Origin of the sequence: Sphingomonas sp. IW22, from assembly GCF_041321155.1 — a bacterium.
Classification (GTDB): Bacteria; Pseudomonadota; Alphaproteobacteria; order Sphingomonadales; family Sphingomonadaceae; genus Sphingomonas.
The window spans coordinates 969,874-987,450 of the sequence record NZ_JBGGWB010000001.1 but is presented as its reverse complement, the minus strand read 5'-3'; the positions used below and the strand labels follow the sequence as shown (position 1 = coordinate 987,450).

Sequence of the window (17,577 nt, the reverse complement as noted above, 5' to 3'; positions counted from 1 at the left end):
GGGCAAAGTAGTGGGAAAACAAGTGACTTATGTAACCGCCTTTCGATCGTAGGCGGTTTCCTTTCATGTCAGCCTGTCCTAGCAGGGGTAATCAGCCGCGTAGGTGTCGATGGACCTGTATCTTCCGATCGCCAATCTTTCGGTCAACGCGCTTGTCATCATTGCGCTGGGTTTTGGCGTGGGCTGGTTGTCCGGCATGTTCGGGGTTGGGGGCGGGTTCCTGACCACGCCGCTGCTGATCTTCTACGGCATCCCCCCCACTGTCGCTGCCGCATCGGCGGCCAGTCAGGTGACCGGTGCCAGCGTGTCCGGTATGTTCGCCCATGCCCGGCGCAAGGGCGTTGATTACCATATGGGCGGGGTCATGGTCGTGGGTGGCGTCTTCGGTTCGCTGTTCGGCGCCTGGTTGTTCGAAATACTGCGCGCCAGTGGCCTGATCGATACCGTGATTGCGGTGCTGTATGTGGTGATGCTGGGGTCCGTCGGTGGGCTGATGCTGCGCGAATCGCTGGGCACCATCCGCGCGGGCAAGCGCGGGGAGACGGTTCGCGCCGCGCGGCGGCGGCACCATCCGTTGATCGCGACGCTGCCGTTCCGGTGGCGCTTCTATCGCTCCGGCCTTTACATCTCGCCGCTGGGTCCGTTCATTCTGGGGATGCTGACGGGCGTTCTGACGATGTTGCTGGGCGTTGGCGGCGGATTTTTCCTGGTTCCGGCGATGATCTACCTGCTGGGCATGGGAACGCAGGTTGTGGTGGGCACCAGCCTGTTTCAGATTCTGTTCACCACCGCCGCTGCGACCATGGTCCACGCGACGACGACACGCGCGGTCGATATCGTGCTGGCGGTGCTGCTGCTGATCGGATCGGTCGCGGGCGCACAGCTGGGCACGCGCTTTGCCGCGCGGCTGAAGCCCGAACAGCTGCGCCTTGCATTGGCGCTGATCGTGCTGGGCGTTGCGATCCGCATGGCGCTGGGCCTGGGCTGGCGTCCCGACGAAATCTATTCGGTCGAGCTGGCTTGAAGCGGTGGCGCCGCCTTGCCGCGCTGGCTTTGGCGCCGGTGCTGATGGCGCAAAGCGGCGACGCGCCCATTCTGGTGCCCGATGCGTCTCAGCGCGAGATCGAGATCATCTACAGCTTCACCGGTGCGGACCTGCTGCTGTTCGGCGCGATCCTCTATCCCGACCGTCGCGCCAGTGAGCGGCCCGCCGATATCGTTGTGGTGGTCAAGGGGCCGAGCCAATCGGTGCGGATGCGCGAAAAGCAGAAGGTCGCGGGCATGTGGGTCAATGCCGAAGCGATGCGCTATCGCTCGGCCCCGTCCTTTTACGCCATCGCCTCCTCGCGGCCCGTCGAACGGATCGTCGATGAACGCACGCGCGCCATTTACGAACTGGGGCTCGACAGCCTGCAATTGTCCCCGATCGGCAGCGCGCCGCCGGCCGTCCAGTCACGCTTTGTGGAGGGGCTGGTCGATCTGAGGCGTCGGTCGGGCCTGTATGTCGAGGCACCGGGCGCGGTCGAGATCACCGACGGGGTACTGTATCGCGCGCGCATTGCCATCCCCGCGCGCGTGCCGGTCGGCCGCTTCACCGCAGAGACGTTCCTGATCCGCGACGGCCGCGTGCTGGCGGCGGCGGTCCGGGAAATCGATATTCGCAAATCGGGATTCGAACGCTTCGTCGCGGCCGCCGCGCAGGAACATAGCGTATTCTACGGGCTGATCGCAGTGGCGCTTTCGGTCGCTTTCGGCTGGGGCGCGGGTGTGATCTGGCGCCGGATATAGGGCGCGGCGCCAACGTAAAATTTACCTCCGGTGGCTTATTTCCATCCGATATGGATGGTGAAGCGTTTGCGCGGGCTGCGGAAAGCCCCTCCTCGCCGGTGTCGTCGGCGGCACAGCCGGTTGGGGCCATGGGATCGGAATCCGGTATGCGCCCCATCGGGATGGTCACCGAAATTGCCGGATCGTCCAGCTGCGTCGTCTTTGACCGTGCGGCGGTCGAGGCGCTGAGCGGGGAGGCCGACGAAACGCTGGCCGCCGCTGCGCAACTGGGCAGCCTGATCAAGATCCGCAGCGGCGCAAGCTGGTTGCTGGCCAGCGTTCGCACGCTGAAGCTGGCATCCGACAACGGCGCGAACATGATCGCCCAGATCGACTTTCTGGGGGAGGGGGATGAGGAAAAGCTGACGGGCAAGCTCTATCGCTTCCGTCGCGGCGTGACCCGCTATCCTACCCCCGGCGCGGCGGTGTTTCCCGTTTCGACCAGCGACCTGAACCAGGTCTACTCGACCGATGACCGTGCCAATGTGCGTGTCGGCACCGTCTATCCCACCCGCGACATTCAGGCGTCGCTGTACGTGGACGCAATGCTGGGCAAGCATTTCGCGCTGCTGGGTTCTACCGGCACCGGCAAGTCGACCGCCGCCGCGCTGATCCTGCATCGCATCTGTCAGGCCGCGCCGCAGGGGCACATCGTCATGATCGACCCGCACGGCGAATATGCCACCGCCTTCGCCGCCACGGGTGCGATCTATGACGTCGGCAATCTGGCGATGCCCTATTGGTTGATGAATTTCGAGGAACATTGCGAAGTGTTCCTGACCAGCACGGGGTCACAGCGACAGATCGACGCCGACATCCTCGCCAAATGCCTGATCGCCGCCCGTGCGAAGAACCGGCTGGCGGCAGAGGTCAAGCTGACCGTCGATTCACCCATCCCGTATTTGCTCAGCGACCTGACGGCGTCGATCCAGGCGGAAATGGGCAAGATGGACCGCGCTGGCGATACGGCGCCCTATCTGAGGCTCAAGACCAAAGTAGACGAGGTGAAGGGCGATCCGCGATACGCCTTCATGTTTTCGGGCATGTTGGTGGCGGACACGATGGCGGCGTTCATCCAGCGCATCTTCCGCATGCCGGCCGACGGGCGACCGATCTCGATCATCGACGTCTCGGGCGTGCCGTCGGAGATCACGACCGTTGTGGTGGCGATGCTGAGCCGCATGGTGTTCGATTTCGCCATCTGGTCACGCGGGGAGCCGGTTCGGCCGGTGCTGCTCGTCTGTGAAGAGGCGCACCGTTATGTGCCCAATGAACGCCATGCGGAAACGTCGTCGGTCGGCCGGATCCTGAGCCGCATCGCCAAGGAAGGCCGGAAATATGGCGTGTCGCTGGGCCTGATTACCCAGCGGCCGTCGGATCTTGCCGAAGGCGTGCTGTCGCAATGCGGCACCATCATTTCCATGCGCCTGAACAACGACCGCGACCAGGCATTTGTCCGAGCGGCGATGCCCGAAGGTGCGCGCGGCTTCCTCGATGCCATTCCGGCCCTGCGGAACCGCGAATGCATCATCTGTGGGGAAGGTGTGGCGACGCCCGTTAGGGTGCTGTTCGACACGCTGGAGGAAGATCGCCGCCCGGCATCGGACGATCCGTCGTTCAGCGCGCTGTGGCGACAGGCCGGTGGCGGTGACGCGGCGCTTCAGCGGACAATCAAGCGCTGGCGCAGCCAGCGGCACTGACGGATCGCGCTCCCCGGCAGCGCGCCGGAGAGGCGCGGCTATTCGCCCGATTCCCCTGCGGGCTCGCGCGAACCGCCGACAGGCGCTGACATCAACTGCGATACGTGCGAACGGAAATCGCGCAGGTCCTGGCCCGAAAGCTGCGAGGTAGTGGTAAAGCTGACCGAGGTCGGATTGACCGGCACGCCATTGCGCCACAGTTCGTAATGCAGATGCGGCCCCGTCGACAGTCCGGTCGAGCCGACATAGCCGATGACTTCCCCACGAGTGACGCGTTCGCCGCGACGCACCGCAATGCGGCTCATATGGCCATAGCCGGTGGCCAGCCCGCTGCCGTGGACGAGCTTGACGAAATTGCCATAGCCGCCGTTCCGTCCGGCAAAGCCGACGACACCATCGGTCGCCGCGCGGATCGGGCTGCCATGCGGCGCGGCAAAGTCCATGCCCTTGTGCAGCCGCCGAAAGCCAAGCACCGGATGACGGCGCCAGCCAAATCCGGACGAGATGCGCGCCGCGACCGGCATGGCCATCATGCCGCGCCGCTCGCCTACGCCGCGCGGATCGAACCATTCGGTGCGGCCACCGCGGTCCCAGCGAACCAGCCGGGTCTCGCGTTTGCCCTGACGGACGGCGGCATAAAGCAGCTTGCCCTGCCGCACTTCGCCCGTGGCGGCGCGATCCTGTTCGACGATCAGCTCATATTCGTCATCGCTGCCGATTCGTGCCATCGGCACGCGTGTCGCGATCTGTCGGATAAACGCTTCGACCACCTTGGCCGGCGCGCCGGCAGCGCGGGCAGAGCGGTACAGGCTGCCGCCCACGCGGCCGCGAATGCGAAGCGGTGTCGAATCGATCGCGATCGGAATCCGCTTGAGCACGAACGCACCGTCCTGCCGCGCCAGTTCGAGCGCAAGGTCGAAGCGCGCGCGAAAGGCCAGCCGGTCCAACGGGCGCGGCACATCGCGGCTGGCGCGGCGGCCCAGGGTCAGGTCGATGCGCGTACCTGCGCGGATGTCGCGGGGCGGCACTGCCTCCGCCACCAGCGCGGCGGCGCGGTCGGCCTCGCTCGCGCTGACGCCGCTGCGACGTAGCGTGCGCGCCAGGTTGTCGCCGCCCGCCAGCGTCGCGGAAAGGTTGAGTGTCGGTCGCTCCGGCGTATCGGCCAGCGGCGCCACGGCACCGGTCGCACCGATCCGGCGGCCACTGGTGGCGCCGAAGCCAAGGGGGGCGATCGATTGCGAGGCTAGTTCATCGCGGTCGGTCGTCGACAGCGGCGCGGCCGGGACGTGAATCGGCCGGTCGAAATCAGGCGCCAGCGCGACGGTGATGGCACACAGCCCGAAACACGTCGCAGCGCCGCGAATCCAGCGGCGCGATCCGATGTCGGAGCCAAGATCAACGACAGGATCGAATTTGGCCAGTACTTGCCGCAGTTGCTCGAGCCGAGAAGGTGGGGGTAACGCCAGCGCGCGCGAGCGGCCATTGGCCCGCGTGCCGGTGCCCGATCCGTCAAGCCAATGCTGGTCGTCGTTCAGAAACACGTGTCACTCGGCCCCCGCCGTCCGGCAATCCCGCCACGACGTTCCGGTTGTGCCGGACAGGTGCTAAAGTCAAATTAACTGGAAGGATCAGAAAGCCATATGCGGCGGGCTGCGCATGGGTGGCGATCACCCGATCAAAGCAAGGGCGGCAGAGCCTTCGCTCTGCCGCCCCGCACGCCCTTAAAAAAGCCCTTATTGCGGCGCTTCGGTCTGGATGCTGCTGGAAACCGTGCCGAAGGTGGCGTTCAGGTTGGTGCCGATGGCGGTCATGGCGGTGATCGCTGCAACGGCGATCAGGGCGGCAATCAGGCCGTATTCGATTGCGGTCGCGCCCTTGTTGTCGGCAAAAATCTTGCGAATCTTCTGCATTCCGGTCTCCATCGGTACAAAGCTTCAAAACCCGGCTGCCCGACTGGTCCTTCGAGCAAGCATCGCGACGATATCGGGCTAGGGTTAGGAAATGGTTTAAGCCGTCAGGCGGATTAAATTTTGCGGTTCCGGGGCGTCACATCACGTCGTCGACGCGCACATCAACGGTGTTCCAAAGCGCAATTGTCGCTCCCGCCACGTCGGTGACGGTGGCAACGATTGCCAGTACGATCAGCGCAACGATCAGGGCGTATTCGACCACGGTCACACCACGACGGTCGGCCAGAATCCGTTGCGCCAGTCCCGTCCATCGCGCCATGACATTCCCCGTTCGTAAAATTCGGCGCGGTTCATAGTGAAAAGGGGTTAAGGAAATGGGTTCGGAACGTCCGATCCTGCTGGTTGCGGCGGCTGCGCTGGTCGACGGCGATGGCCGGGTGCTGGTCCAGCGCCGCCCCGCTGGAAAGCCGATGGCAGGCCTGTGGGAATTTCCAGGCGGCAAGGTGGAAGCGGGCGAAACGCCTGAGGGCGCGCTGATACGCGAACTGCACGAGGAACTGGGAATCGATGTCGAGCAGGCGTGCCTTGCGCCCGCCGTCTTCGCCAGTGAACCGCTGGGGGAGCGCCACCTGTTGTTGTTGCTTTTTGCGCTTCGCAAATGGCGGGGCGTGGTCAACGCGCGCCACGCCGATGCGCTGAAATGGGTCCGCCCGGTCGAGCTGCACCGGCTGGACATGCCACCCGCCGACCGCCCGCTGATCGGCCTGATCGAAGCGCTGATCTGAGTTATCGCGCCCGGTGCGCGGTGGCGAGATGTTCGAGCATGGCGACGTTCAGCGTCCGCTTGAACGCCAGCCCGATCTCCCCCGCGCGGGCCCAGCGTATCTCGCAGGAAATGGATTTGATCTGATCAACCGTCAGATAAACCGTCTGACCGGGGTGAAAGCAGCGATATGTGCCGATTCGCGCGCCGGTGGCCGAAACGTCCAGCAATTCGATCTCATGATGGTCGGCAAGCGGCTCGCCCCACGCCTGTGGCTGGGCGGTCAGCCGCAACTGGGCGCGTTCCTCGTCGCTGTCGACGGGTAGGGGGGTACGCGGCACGATCACTTCCTTCCGGCGGCGATTCTAGCCCGAAAGGGTTAAGCCGTTCTTGTCACCTCGCCTTGGCCATTGCCGCCTCTACCGCATCGCGCCAGCCGTGGATACGAACCGCGCGCGCATCTGCGGACAGGGCCGGAGTGAATGATTCGACCGTGCCCCGCATGGTCGCGGCGCGCTCCAGACCATCGAACCAGCCGAATCCCACCGCCGCCAGCATCGCCGCGCCCAGCGCCGTCGTCTCGGCAAATCGCGGTCGTTCGATGGGCAGGTCGAGCATGTCCGCCAGATCCTGCGCCATCCAGTCGTTGCCAACCATGCCGCCATCGATTCGCAGCCGCATCCAGTCAGCCCCGTCAGCAGCAAATGCCTGTTTCAGGTCGAGCGTCTGATGCGCCATCGATTCCAGCGCAGCGCGGACCAGATGTGCCCGCCCGGTCGAAAAGCTGAGCCCGGTGATCGCCGCACGCGCTTCGGGTTGCCACCACGGCGCGCCCATGCCGGCAAGCGCGGGCACGCAATAGACGCCGCCATTATCCGCCACCGATGCCGCGATCGCCGCACTGTCGGCCACATCGGTGATCACGCCCATCGCATCGCGCAGCCATTGCATCAAACTGCCCGCGACGAACACCGACCCTTCCAGCGCATAGGTTCGCCGCCCGCCTAGTTGCCATCCCACCGTCGCCAGCAGCCGGTGGCGCGACGGGGGCGGCGTGGCGCCGCAATTGGCGAGGATGAAGGCGCCCGTGCCATAGGTCGCCTTGACTTCTCCACGCGCCAGACAGGCCTGGCCGATGGTTGCCGCCTGTTGATCGCCCGCCAGCCCGCGAATCGGTATCTGCCCGCCAAAGGCATCCGTGGTGCCAAAATCGCCAGCATTGTCGACGATCATGGGCAGTGAACCGCGCGGAACCCCGAACAGATCGACCAGGCCGTCGTCCCACTGGCCGCTACCCAAACCCATCAACAAGGTGCGCGACGCGTTGCTGGCATCGGTGACGTGCAGCCCGCCGGTCAGCTTCCACACCAGCCAGCTTTCGACCGTCCCGATCAGCAGGTCGTCGCCCGCCTCCCGAAGCTGTGGCCAGTGTTCCAGTGCCCAGGTGATCTTGGTGCCCGAAAAATACGGGTCCAGCAGCAAGCCGGTGCGTGCCTGCACGCCCGCTTCCTCGCCCCGCGTCTGCAGGTCGCGGCACAGTTCGGCCGTTCGGCGGTCCTGCCAGACGATGGCGGGGGCCAGCGGCTCGCCCGTGCGGCGCGACCAGAACACCACCGTTTCGCGCTGATTGGCGATCCCTAGTGCCGCGACTCGTTCCGCACCGCCCGCGCGCGCCACGGCAGCCCGGCCCACGGTCAGCGTCCGTGCCCAGATCTGGGCCGCGTCATGTTCGACCCAGCCGGGGCGGGGATAATGCTGGTCGATCGGCGCGTTTTCGCTGGCGTGGCAATTGCCGTCGGCGTCGAACAGCATCGCGCGCGTCGATGTCGTGCCTTCGTCCAGGACGAGGATCAGGTCGCTCATGGCCCACAGCCCTAGGGCAGGGGCGCTGCGTTCGCCAGTCATGGGCCATTCCGCCCCGCCCCCCGACGCGCTAGGAACAGGGCGTGAGTGACCATCCCCTGTCAGACGACCGCCATCCCGCCCTGCCACCCGTACCGCCGATTCCGGACGAGGCGGTGGAGGAACTTCGCCGTGACCGATTGCTGGCGGCATTGACGCTGATGGCGGGTGCGGGCCTGTTCCTGGCGCTTCCCTTTGCGCTTCAGGCAGGCTCGGAATTCTTCCTGCCGCTGACCGCCGCGATCGTCATCGCCATCGCGCTGGTGCCGGCGCTGGAATGGCTGGAGCGCCGCGGACTGCCTGCGCCGCTGGCGGCCTTTACCTGTGTGATCGTGTTTCTGGCCGCTGCGAACGCGGCGCTGGCGTCCATCGTGGTGCCCGCATGGGAATGGGTGCGCCTGTTGCCGGAGCGGATTCAACTGATCCAGTCGAACGTCAAACCGCTGATCGACTTTTATTCGAATGCCGAGCGATTCGTGAATCGCACGATCGAGAATTTCGCGACCGTGCCGACGCGCGAAGCCCCCGCGACGGTGGCCGCCACGCCGCCCACGGGCCTGGTCGATCTGGTCGGTACATCGGCGCCGTCGGCGTTGATCGAAATGTTCTTCGCCATTCTGGTCATTTATTTCTTTCTGTCGGGCTGGACCCGGTTGCGGCGGGCGGCGATCACCAGCCGGACCAGCTTTGGCGGCGCGCTGGCGACAGCGCGGGTGATTCAGGACGTGGTGGACGATACCTCCGCCTATCTGGGCACCATCACCGTAATCAACGTGATGCTGGGACTGATCGTCGCGGGAGCGCTGTATCTGATCGGTATGCCCACGCCGCTGATGTGGGGCGGGATCGTCGCCCTGCTGAATTACATTCCGTATTTCGGGCCGGTGATGGCGGCAGCGCTGCTGGCGCTGGGCGGGTTGATGACCTTTGACGAACTCTGGTGGGCGTTGTTGCCTGCCGTCATCATGACCGGCGCGCATCTGGTTGAGGCGAACGCGATCACGCCGCTTGTGGTAGGGCACCGGCTGACAATCAGCCCGATCCTGATTCTCGTCTCCCTCAGCTTCTGGGGATGGGTGTGGGGCACACCGGGCGCGTTGCTGGCGGTGCCGCTGCTGATCATCGTGCAGACCGTCGTGAACGCCGCAGGAAAGCCCGATATCGCCGGCTTCCTGTTCGAACATGGCACGCTGGTCAGCCGTCCCGGCGCCCGTCATCCAGTTTTTCAAAAAAAGAATGATGAGGCGAGTTGACAGGTCCTGAACCCCCGTCTAGAGGCCGCGTCCTCGCAACGATACGCGGGTGTAGCTCAGTTGGTTAGAGCGCCGGCCTGTCACGCCGGAGGTCGCGGGTTCGAGCCCCGTCACTCGCGCCATTACTTGGCGAGTATAATAAAGCCCGGTCATCGATTGATGACCGGGCTTTATTGCTTTTCGGCCATGTGGCCGCATCTTGGGGTCGGCGGCGGCGCGCTCAGGCGCGCCAGCGGCCCGTTTCCATCCATCGCAGCAGCGGTTTCAGCGGCGCAATCCAGATGATCCCGGTGAAAACATAGACCAGCGCCTGCAGCAGCGGGTGCAACTGTCCGATGCTGCCGGAAAAGCTGGCCACCAGCACTGCCCAGAACAGGATCAGGCCGACGATCAGCAACGCGCCGGCGGGCTTGCGCCATGAAGGGGTCATGCGGGCTTCCTTTCGAACAGGCCGGTTTCGGTGACGATCGCATCCAGCGGCCGGTCCCATGGATCAACGGGCAACGCCGCCACGCGCTGCATCGACCATGCAACGCCCAGCGTCCAGACATGCGGCAGCGCGGCCAGCGCGCGATCGTAATGGCCAGCCCCCTGGCCCAGCCGGTTGCCGTCCGAATCGAACCCGACCAGCGGGACCAGCACGATGTCGGGCGCAATGGGCGGCGAATCGGCCAGCGGCTGGCGCAGGCCATAGGCGGCGGTTTCGATGGGGTCGCCCGGCAGCCAGCGGTGAAATGCGATGGGCGTCGCCCGGTCGACGGTGCGCGGCAGCGCCAGCACGCATCCTGCGGCACGCGCGGCATCCGCCAGCAGCGCCGGATCGGCCTCCGACCCCAGCGGCAGATAGGCGGCGACGCACAGGCCGGGCTTTAGCCGCGCCAGATAGGGGGCGGGCGGCATGATCGCCGCCGGCGCGCCCGCGACGAACGCATCGCGCTCGGCGCGCAATCGGGCGCGCAGGGCGCGCTTGTCCAGGGGGGGGGTGGGGGCGGGGTTCAAGGTGGCGGGACCGCCATGGCCGTTTGCTTGAATATCCTCTGACGCCCAAACGTCAGGTGGGAGCCATGTACTTCGGACCAGGGTCCGGGCAGGGACAGCCCCCTTGGATGTTAAGTATCGCCTCAGGGATAATCGCTAAAGCTCGTACCGGGCAGTACCCGCCGACAGCCAATCTAGGCGTTCGCGGGCTCTTCCTCAAGGGCCGTGGCGATTGCTTCCAGCCGCTCCGCCAATCGGTCGAGCAACGGAGCGGGTACGCCGGTTGCGGGGGCGTGTTCCATGTCGCTCAACTGATCGGCCAGCATCAGCGCAATATACAGCAATGTCCGCTCAGGGCTGTGCCCACCCGATGCGCGGTCGGCGGCGGCGCTCAGTGCATTGAGCCGCTCCGCCAGCGCGCGTAGATGGGGTTCCTCCCCCGATCGGCAACCGACGGTATATGGGCGCCCGGCCACATCGAAACTGACCTGTGGCATCAGCTTTTTCCTTCCCGCGCAATCAGTTCGTCAAGCACTGCAACGGCTTCCTCCATGCGCGTACGCAGCGCGGCGTGACGCCGGGCCAGCGAATCGGCGGCATAGGCGCGTGTGGCGGCCGCGCGTTCGATCCGCGCGACGGCGGCCTCGATGCGGCGAATGGCGGGGTGCGGATCATCTGCCTCCATGCCGAATCAATAGCATCCGCAGATTCGCGGGCAAGCGGCGATGCAAATGAGCAACGCTCGCCCGGTTGACGCGGACGCCAGTGCGTCCCAAAGGCTCCAGCCGAACGGCGTGGCCCGTCGGCTGGCGCCTCAACGGAGTGGCGATGCAGATTAGCGACACCGACTGCGCGAATGCGATTCGCGCCCTTGCGATGGATGCGGTTGAAGCGGCCAATTCGGGGCACCCCGGCATGCCGATGGGCATGGCCGATGTCGCGACGGTGCTGTGGCAGCGATATCTGAAGTTTGACGCCGCCGACCCGCATTGGGCCGACCGCGACCGCTTCGTGCTGTCGGCGGGCCATGGCTCGATGCTGATCTATGCGCTGCTGCACCTGACCGGCTTTGCCCGCCCGACGATCGAGGACATCAAGGCATTCCGCCAGATCGGCAGCCCGTGCGCGGGCCACCCTGAAAATTTCGAACTACCGGGCATCGAGGCGACGACCGGCCCGCTGGGGCAGGGCCTGGCCATGGCGGTCGGCATGGCGATTGCCGAGCGGCACCTGAACGCCCATTACGGCGACGAACTGGTCGACCACCGTACCTGGGTGATCGCGGGCGACGGGTGCCTGATGGAAGGCATTAATCACGAAGCGATCGGTCTGGCCGGGCACCTGAAGCTGGGTCGGCTGAAGGTGCTGTGGGACGATAACCGCATCACCATCGATGGCGCGGTCTCCAAATCGTCGAGCGAGGATATTCCCGCCCGCTACCGCGCGACCGGCTGGCACGTTGTCGAATGTGACGGCCATGACCATGCCGACATCGCCCGCGCGATGGACGAGGCGGTCGCCAGCGACTTGCCGACGCTGATCCGCTGCCGCACCATCATCGGCAAGGGCGCACCGACCAAGGCGGGCACCTCCGGCAGCCACGGCTCGCCGCTGGGCGCCGCCGAAATCGCCGGCGCGCGCGAAGCGCTGGGCTGGGCGCACGAGCCGTTCTTCATTCCGGACGACATCCGTGAAGTGTGGCTGGCGGCGGGCAAGCGCGGCGGTGAAGCGCGCGCGGCTTGGACAAGCCGTCTCGAATCGCATGGGGCGCGTGAGGAATTCGAGCGCCGGATGCGCGGCGAACTTCCCGCCGGCGATCCTGCGGGCGAACATATCGCCGCGCTGCTGGCCGATCCCAAGAAGGTCGCAACGCGCAAGGCGTCGGAACTGGCGCTCGAAGTGCTGACCGCCGCGATCCCCGACATGGTCGGCGGTTCGGCCGACCTGACGGGTTCGAACAACACCCGCACCAAGGCGACCGGGCCGCTGGATGCCGACAATTATGGCGGCCGCTATATCTCCTATGGCATCCGCGAATTCGGCATGGCGGCGGCGATGAACGGCCTGGCGCTGCATGGCGGCGTCATTCCCTATGGCGGCACGTTCCTGGTCTTCTCTGACTATGCGCGCAGCGCGATCCGCCTGTCGGCGCTTCAGAATGCGCGCGTCATCTATGTCCTGACGCACGATTCGATCGGTCTGGGCGAGGACGGTCCGACCCATCAGCCGATCGAGCATCTGACCAGCCTGCGCCTGATCCCCAACCTCGACGTCTATCGCCCGTGCGACACGATCGAGACGGCGGAATGCTGGGCGCTGGCGCTGGCCAAGCAGGATGGTCCGTCGGTGCTGGCGCTCAGCCGCCAGAACCTGCCCCAGCTTCGCACCGATGGCGGCATGAAGACGGCGCGTGGCGCCTATCGCCTGTTCGCGGCCGAGGCGGAGCGCCGGGTGATCCTGATCGCCACGGGGTCGGAGGTTGAAATCGCGGCCAAGGCACGCGAATTGCTGGAAGCGGACGGGATCGGCGCCGATGTGGTGTCAATGCCGTGCTGGGAGCGGTTCGAAGCGCAGCCAGCCGATTACCGCGACGACGTGCTGCCCGATGTCGACCCGTCGCAGATCCTGCGCGTTTCGATCGAGGCCGGCACGACGCTGGGCTGGGAACGCTATACCATGGTGAACGGGCTGCGCTTCGGCATCGACGGCTGGGGTGCTTCGGGTCCGATCGACCATGTCTATGCCAAGTTCGGGCTGACGCCTGAAAACATCACGCGCGCCGTCAAGGAACGGCTGAAAGCTGGGAAGGAATAAACGCATGACCAAGGTTGCGATCAACGGCTTCGGACGCATCGGCCGCCTGGTGGCGCGTGCGATCCTCGAGCGGCCCGATTGCGGGCTGGAACTGGTGACGATCAACGATTTGTCGGACGCCAAGTCGAACGCCTGGCTGTTCAGCCGCGATTCGGTGCATGGCCGCTATCCGGGCGAAGTCGCTGCCGACGGCAACGACATCGTCATCGACGGCAAGCACATCAAGGTGACGGCCGAGCGCGATCCCGCCAATCTGCCCCATGCCGAGAACGGCGTCGAACTGGTGCTGGAATGCACCGGCTTCTTCACCGACAAGGCGTCGTGCGAAAAGCATATCGCGGCGGGCGCGAAGAAGGTGCTGATCTCTGCACCCGGCAAGAATGTCGACCTGACCGTCGTTTACGGCGTCAACCACGACAAGCTGACCGCCGAACACACCATCGTGTCGAACGCGTCGTGCACCACCAACTGCCTGGCCCCCGTCGCCAAGGTGCTGAACGATGCCATCGGCATCGAACGCGGTCTGATGACGACGGTCCATGCCTATACCAACGACCAGAAGATCCTCGACCAGATCCACCCCGATCTGCGCCGCGCGCGTGCGGCGGCAATGTCGATGATCCCGACAACCACCGGCGCCGCGCGCGCCGTGGGCGAAGTGTTGCCCGAACTGAAGGGCAAGCTGGACGGTTCGGCCGTGCGTGTGCCCGTGCCCGACGGCAGCCTGATCGACCTGACATTCATGCCCGGTCGCGAAACCACCAAGGAGGAGGTCAACGACCTGCTGCGCGCCGCTGCCGAAGGGCCGATGAAGGGCGTGCTGGAGTTCAGCGCGGACCCGCTGGTGTCGGCCGACATCGTGCACACGCCGTTCAGCTCGACCGTCGACAGCCTGGAAACGGCTGTGATCGACGGCAAGCTGGTCCGCGTGGTCAGCTGGTACGACAATGAATGGGGCTTCTCGAACCGCATGGTCGACACCGCGACTGCGATGGCGAAGCTCATCTGATGACGGCGGGCGTGACCGGCCGCCTGGGCGGCATTGCGCGTCACGCCCGACCCCGCGGGCCGATCGAGACGCTGGCCGAGGTTTCGGTCAGTGTCGAAGGCGGGCTGGCGGGTGATTTTCGTGGTGCGGTCAAGCCCGGCGGACGCGGCCGACGACAGGTGTCGCTGATAGAGGCGGGTGACTGGGCCGCGGCGATGGCCGAAACGGGCCACAGCCTGCCGTGGTGGCACCGCCGCGCGAATTTGCTGGTCGAGGGCCTCGACCTGCCGCAACTGCCCGGCACCCGGCTTCGCATTGGCGAGGTGGTGCTGGAAATCACGCAGGAATGCGATCCGTGCAGTCGCATGGAGGAAGTGGCCGAAGGGCTGAAGGCCGCGCTGACTCCCGATTGGCGCGGTGGCGCGCTGGCGCGGGTGATTGCGGGCGGCACCATCGCCGTGGGCGATATGATCGAGATTACCGAAGGGTAGGAGCAAGACATGGCACGCAGCTTCAAGACGCTGGACGATATGGGCGACCTCACCGGCAAGCGCGTGCTGGTGCGTGAGGATCTGAACGTGCCGATGGCCGACGGCAAGGTCAGCGATGACACCCGGCTGCGCGCGGCGGTGCCGACGGTCAGCGAATTGTCGGATCGCGGCGCGATCGTGTTGATCCTAGCGCATTTCGGCCGGCCGAAGGCGCCGACCCCCGACCTGTCGACCGCGCAACTGACACAGCCGCTGTCCGACGTGCTGGGTCGCCCCGTGCGCTACATCGACTGGGAAGGCGACACCGAAGCCGCCGCCATGCTGCAGCCGGGCGATGTGGCGCTGCTGGAAAACACCCGCTTCTTTGGCGGGGAGGAAAAGAACGATCCCGTCATCGTCGACCGTTTCGCCGCGCTGGGCGACCTTTACGTCAACGACGCCTTTTCCGCCGCGCACCGCGCCCATGCCTCGACCGCGGGGCTGGCCCAAAGGCTGCCTGCCTTTGCCGGGCGGCAGATGGAGGCTGAACTGGACGCGCTGGACAAGGCGCTGGGCAATCCCGAACATCCGGTCGCAGCGGTGGTCGGCGGCGCCAAGGTATCGACCAAGCTTGACGTGCTGAAGCATCTTGTTGCGCGCGTCGATCACCTGATCATCGGCGGCGGCATGGCCAATACCTTCCTGGCGGCGCGCGGAGTCGATGTGGGCAAGAGCCTGTGCGAGCATGACCTCGTGCCTGTCGCGGAGGAGATCTTCGACGCGGCGGATCGAGCGAACTGCACCATCCACCTGCCCTATGACGTGGTGGTGTCGAAGGAATTCGCTCCCAATCCACCCAGCGTGCGGACCGCAAATGTCCATGAAGTCGCCGCTGACGAGATGATCCTCGACATTGGCGCCGCTGCAACTGAAACGCTGGGCGACGTGTTGAAAACCTGTCGCACCCTGGTGTGGAACGGTCCGCTCGGCGCGTTCGAGACGCCCCCCTTCGACACCGCCACCATGGCATTGGCTCGTACGGCTGCCGCCCTGACGCGCGAAGGATCGCTGGTGTCGGTCGCTGGCGGCGGGGACACGGTGGCCGCGCTCAATCAGGCGGGTGTGGCGAGCGAGATGACGTTCGTATCGACTGCGGGCGGCGCATTCCTGGAATGGATGGAGGGCAAGGAACTGCCCGGCGTCGCCGCGCTGTCGCGCTGAAGACAGCGACGTTGCAGCGCGGCATCCGCGCGGCTATGCATATCCGCATACGTATGCAGAAATGCATAGCCAACGGAGGCTCGACGCGATGAACACTGCCGACATGACTGCCCGGATCGCCGATGGTGAAGGCTTCATCGCCGCGCTCGACCAATCGGGCGGCTCCACGCCCAAGGCGCTGGCCGGTTATGGGATTGACGAAGGGGCATGGGATTCGGATGAGGCGATGTTCAGCCTGATCCACGATATGCGCGCGCGCATCATCACCGCGCCCAGCTTTTCCGGCGACAAGGTGCTTGGCGCGATCCTGTTCGAACGCACGATGGACGGGCAGGTGGAGGGCAAGCCGACGCCGCAGGCGCTGATCGAACGCGGCGTCGTGCCGTTCATCAAGATCGACAAGGGCCTGGAGGCGGAGGCTGACGGCGTTCAGCTGATGAAGCCCATGCCTGATCTGGACGCGCTGCTGACGCGCGCGCGCGGGCTGGGCGTGTTCGGCACCAAGGAACGGTCGGTCATCAATCTCGCCAACCCGGCGGGCATTGCCGCCGTGGTGCGCCAGCAGTTCGAAGTGGCGCGACAGGTGCTGGCCGCCGGTCTGGTCCCGATCATCGAGCCGGAAGTGAACATCAAGAGCGCCGAACGTGCCGAGGCGGACCGCATCCTGCGCGACGAACTGCTGAAGGCGCTGGACGCCATGCCCGGCGATGAAAAGGTGATGTTGAAGCTGTCGATTCCCGCCGAAGCCGGTCTGTTCGACCCGTTGGTCGATCATCCCCGCGTGCTGCGCGTCGTTGCACTGTCGGGCGGCTTTGCCCGGACGGAGGCGTGCGCCGAGCTGGCGAAGAATCGCGGCATGATCGCCAGCTTCAGCCGCGCGCTGCTGTCCGATCTGCGTCACCAGATGTCGGACGGCGAATTCGACTCGGCGCTGGGATCGGCCATCAACGAAATCCACGCCGCATCGACGCGCAAGGTCGCGCTCGTGGCCTGATGACAGATGGGGAGCGTTGCGTGCGCGGCGCTCCCGTCCTACCGCGCGTGCCATGACCGATTTGCACGACGACCCGCTTGGACCCCTCGACCCCCAATTCGCGACGCAGTTCCGGCGCGACGATCGTCGCCCGCCGTGCCAGCTTTATCTGATTTCCCCGACCGAAGTTGGCGACGCTTTCCCCGAACGGCTGAAGCGCGCGTTGGGCGGCGGGCCGGTGGCGGCGTTCCAGTTTCGGGTAAAGGGCGTCGATCAGCACAAGGCGGCGGCGCTGGCCGAACCACTGCAGCGCATCTGCGCCGACCATGACGTGGCCTTCATCGTCAACGATTCGATCAGCCTTGCAAAGCGGCTGGGCGCCGATGGCGTGCATCTGGGCCAGGACGATGGCGACCCGCGAGAGGCGCGTGCCGTACTCGGCCCATCGGCGCAGATCGGCGTCACCTGTCACGACAGCCGCCATCTCGCGATGGAAGCGGGGGAGGCGGGGGCCGATTATGTTGCGTTCGGCGCCTTTTATCCCACCACCACCAAGCAGGTACGCCACCGGCCAGAGCCGGTCATCCTGTCCTGGTGGTCGACGCTGTTCGAGGTGCCCTGCGTCGCGATCGGCGGGATCACGCCCGGAAACGCGCCGCCCCTGATCGCGGCGGGTGCCGATTTCCTTGCCGTCTCTGGCGCCGTCTGGGGCGGTGATGAAGAAGCTGCCGTGCGGGCCTTTGCCAACCTGCTCGAATAGCGAATGTGGAAACAATGC

At 65.7% G+C, this 17,577-nt stretch carries 20 protein-coding genes, 1 tRNA gene and 1 other RNA gene; 12 read left to right on the top strand and 10 right to left on the bottom strand.

Annotated features, from left to right (window positions below; translation table 11 throughout):
* The first annotated feature begins 109 nt into the window (after positions 1–109).
* From ACAX61_RS04975 to ACAX61_RS04965, 3 genes are all read left to right on the top strand, one after another.
* Positions 110–1,024: a sulfite exporter TauE/SafE family protein gene (locus ACAX61_RS04975; RefSeq protein WP_370713689.1), complete on the top strand. Its 915-nt coding sequence runs from the start codon at positions 110–112 to the stop codon at positions 1,022–1,024.
* Positions 1,025–1,068: 44 nt separating this feature from the next.
* The gene (locus tag ACAX61_RS04970; protein ID WP_370714907.1) at positions 1,069–1,788 is read left to right on the top strand and encodes a TIGR02186 family protein; all 720 of its coding nucleotides are present in this window, start codon (positions 1,069–1,071) and stop codon (positions 1,786–1,788) included.
* A gap of 128 nt (positions 1,789–1,916) precedes the next feature.
* The gene (locus tag ACAX61_RS04965) at positions 1,917–3,527 is read left to right on the top strand and encodes an ATP-binding protein (RefSeq protein WP_370713688.1); all 1,611 of its coding nucleotides are present in this window, start codon (positions 1,917–1,919) and stop codon (positions 3,525–3,527) included.
* 38 nt (positions 3,528–3,565) lie between these two features.
* Here ACAX61_RS04965 and ACAX61_RS04960 read toward each other — a convergent pair whose 3' ends face one another.
* The 3 genes from ACAX61_RS04960 to ACAX61_RS04950 form a co-directional block, all read right to left on the bottom strand.
* On the bottom strand, positions 3,566–5,068 hold the full coding sequence (locus ACAX61_RS04960) for a M23 family metallopeptidase (RefSeq protein WP_370713687.1): 1,503 nt from the start codon (positions 5,066–5,068) through the stop codon (positions 3,566–3,568).
* 192 nt (positions 5,069–5,260) lie between these two features.
* Positions 5,261–5,437, bottom strand: a complete 177-nt coding sequence (locus tag ACAX61_RS04955; protein ID WP_370713686.1) for a Flp family type IVb pilin — start codon at positions 5,435–5,437, stop codon at positions 5,261–5,263.
* Between the two features lie 136 nt (positions 5,438–5,573).
* The gene (locus ACAX61_RS04950; protein WP_370713685.1) at positions 5,574–5,756 is read right to left on the bottom strand and encodes a Flp family type IVb pilin; all 183 of its coding nucleotides are present in this window, start codon (positions 5,754–5,756) and stop codon (positions 5,574–5,576) included.
* Between the two features lie 55 nt (positions 5,757–5,811).
* Between ACAX61_RS04950 and ACAX61_RS04945 the strand changes: the two genes are divergently transcribed.
* On the top strand, positions 5,812–6,222 hold the full coding sequence (locus tag ACAX61_RS04945; RefSeq protein WP_370713684.1) for a (deoxy)nucleoside triphosphate pyrophosphohydrolase: 411 nt from the start codon (positions 5,812–5,814) through the stop codon (positions 6,220–6,222).
* A gap of 1 nt (position 6,223) precedes the next feature.
* Here the strand turns inward: ACAX61_RS04945 and ACAX61_RS04940 are convergent, their stop codons facing one another.
* Together ACAX61_RS04940 and ACAX61_RS04935 are read right to left on the bottom strand one after the other, a co-directional pair.
* Positions 6,224–6,541, bottom strand: coding sequence for a PilZ domain-containing protein (locus ACAX61_RS04940; protein WP_370713683.1), 318 nt, complete (start codon positions 6,539–6,541; stop codon positions 6,224–6,226).
* A gap of 52 nt (positions 6,542–6,593) precedes the next feature.
* Positions 6,594–8,063, bottom strand: a complete 1,470-nt coding sequence (locus tag ACAX61_RS04935; RefSeq protein ID WP_370713682.1) for an FGGY family carbohydrate kinase — start codon at positions 8,061–8,063, stop codon at positions 6,594–6,596.
* Between the two features lie 122 nt (positions 8,064–8,185).
* Here ACAX61_RS04935 and ACAX61_RS04930 point away from each other — a divergent pair, with 122 nt between their 5' ends.
* Together ACAX61_RS04930 and ACAX61_RS04925 are read left to right on the top strand one after the other, a co-directional pair.
* Positions 8,186–9,355 (top strand): AI-2E family transporter, encoded by a 1,170-nt coding sequence (locus ACAX61_RS04930; protein ID WP_370714906.1) that lies wholly within the window; start codon positions 8,186–8,188, stop codon positions 9,353–9,355.
* A 45-nt stretch (positions 9,356–9,400) separates the two neighbouring features.
* Positions 9,401–9,477 (top strand) — tRNA-Asp (locus ACAX61_RS04925).
* A gap of 98 nt (positions 9,478–9,575) precedes the next feature.
* Here ACAX61_RS04925 and ACAX61_RS04920 read toward each other — a convergent pair.
* The 5 genes from ACAX61_RS04920 to ACAX61_RS04905 all read right to left on the bottom strand — a co-directional run bounded on the left by ACAX61_RS04920 (position 9,576) and on the right by ACAX61_RS04905 (position 11,018).
* Positions 9,576–9,785, bottom strand: coding sequence for a DUF2842 domain-containing protein (locus ACAX61_RS04920; protein WP_370713681.1), 210 nt, complete (start codon positions 9,783–9,785; stop codon positions 9,576–9,578).
* Positions 9,782–10,354 (bottom strand): 5-formyltetrahydrofolate cyclo-ligase, encoded by a 573-nt coding sequence (locus ACAX61_RS04915; protein WP_370713680.1) that lies wholly within the window; start codon positions 10,352–10,354, stop codon positions 9,782–9,784. Before ACAX61_RS04915 ends, ACAX61_RS04920 begins: the two co-directional genes overlap by 4 nt.
* 3 nt (positions 10,355–10,357) lie before the next feature.
* Positions 10,358–10,515, bottom strand: a non-coding RNA gene (ssrS, locus tag ACAX61_RS19605) — 6S RNA.
* 12 nt (positions 10,516–10,527) lie between these two features.
* Positions 10,528–10,830, bottom strand: a complete 303-nt coding sequence (locus ACAX61_RS04910) for a cell division protein ZapA (protein WP_370713679.1) — start codon at positions 10,828–10,830, stop codon at positions 10,528–10,530.
* Positions 10,830–11,018, bottom strand: coding sequence for a hypothetical protein (locus ACAX61_RS04905; protein ID WP_370713678.1), 189 nt, complete (start codon positions 11,016–11,018; stop codon positions 10,830–10,832). Before ACAX61_RS04905 ends, ACAX61_RS04910 begins: the two co-directional genes overlap by 1 nt.
* 143 nt (positions 11,019–11,161) lie before the next feature.
* Between ACAX61_RS04905 and tkt the strand changes: the two genes are divergently transcribed.
* The 6 genes from tkt to thiE all read left to right on the top strand — a co-directional run bounded on the left by tkt (position 11,162) and on the right by thiE (position 17,559).
* Positions 11,162–13,147, top strand: a complete 1,986-nt coding sequence (tkt, locus tag ACAX61_RS04900; protein ID WP_370713677.1) for a transketolase — start codon at positions 11,162–11,164, stop codon at positions 13,145–13,147.
* A gap of 4 nt (positions 13,148–13,151) precedes the next feature.
* The gene (gap, locus tag ACAX61_RS04895) at positions 13,152–14,156 is read left to right on the top strand and encodes a type I glyceraldehyde-3-phosphate dehydrogenase (RefSeq protein WP_370713676.1); all 1,005 of its coding nucleotides are present in this window, start codon (positions 13,152–13,154) and stop codon (positions 14,154–14,156) included.
* Positions 14,156–14,626 (top strand): MOSC domain-containing protein, encoded by a 471-nt coding sequence (locus ACAX61_RS04890; RefSeq protein WP_370713675.1) that lies wholly within the window; start codon positions 14,156–14,158, stop codon positions 14,624–14,626. The genes gap and ACAX61_RS04890 overlap by 1 nt, the downstream gene beginning before the upstream one ends.
* Before the next feature lie 9 nt (positions 14,627–14,635).
* Entirely contained in the window at positions 14,636–15,826 is a 1,191-nt protein-coding gene (locus ACAX61_RS04885) for a phosphoglycerate kinase (protein ID WP_370713674.1), read from the top strand.
* 88 nt (positions 15,827–15,914) lie between these two features.
* The gene (locus ACAX61_RS04880; protein ID WP_370713673.1) at positions 15,915–16,820 is read left to right on the top strand and encodes a fructose bisphosphate aldolase; all 906 of its coding nucleotides are present in this window, start codon (positions 15,915–15,917) and stop codon (positions 16,818–16,820) included.
* A gap of 52 nt (positions 16,821–16,872) precedes the next feature.
* Positions 16,873–17,559 carry a thiamine phosphate synthase gene (thiE, locus tag ACAX61_RS04875; protein WP_370713672.1) on the top strand — a complete coding sequence of 229 codons (687 nt, stop codon included), beginning with the start codon at positions 16,873–16,875 and terminating at the stop codon, positions 17,557–17,559.
* Positions 17,560–17,577 lie beyond the last annotated feature (18 nt).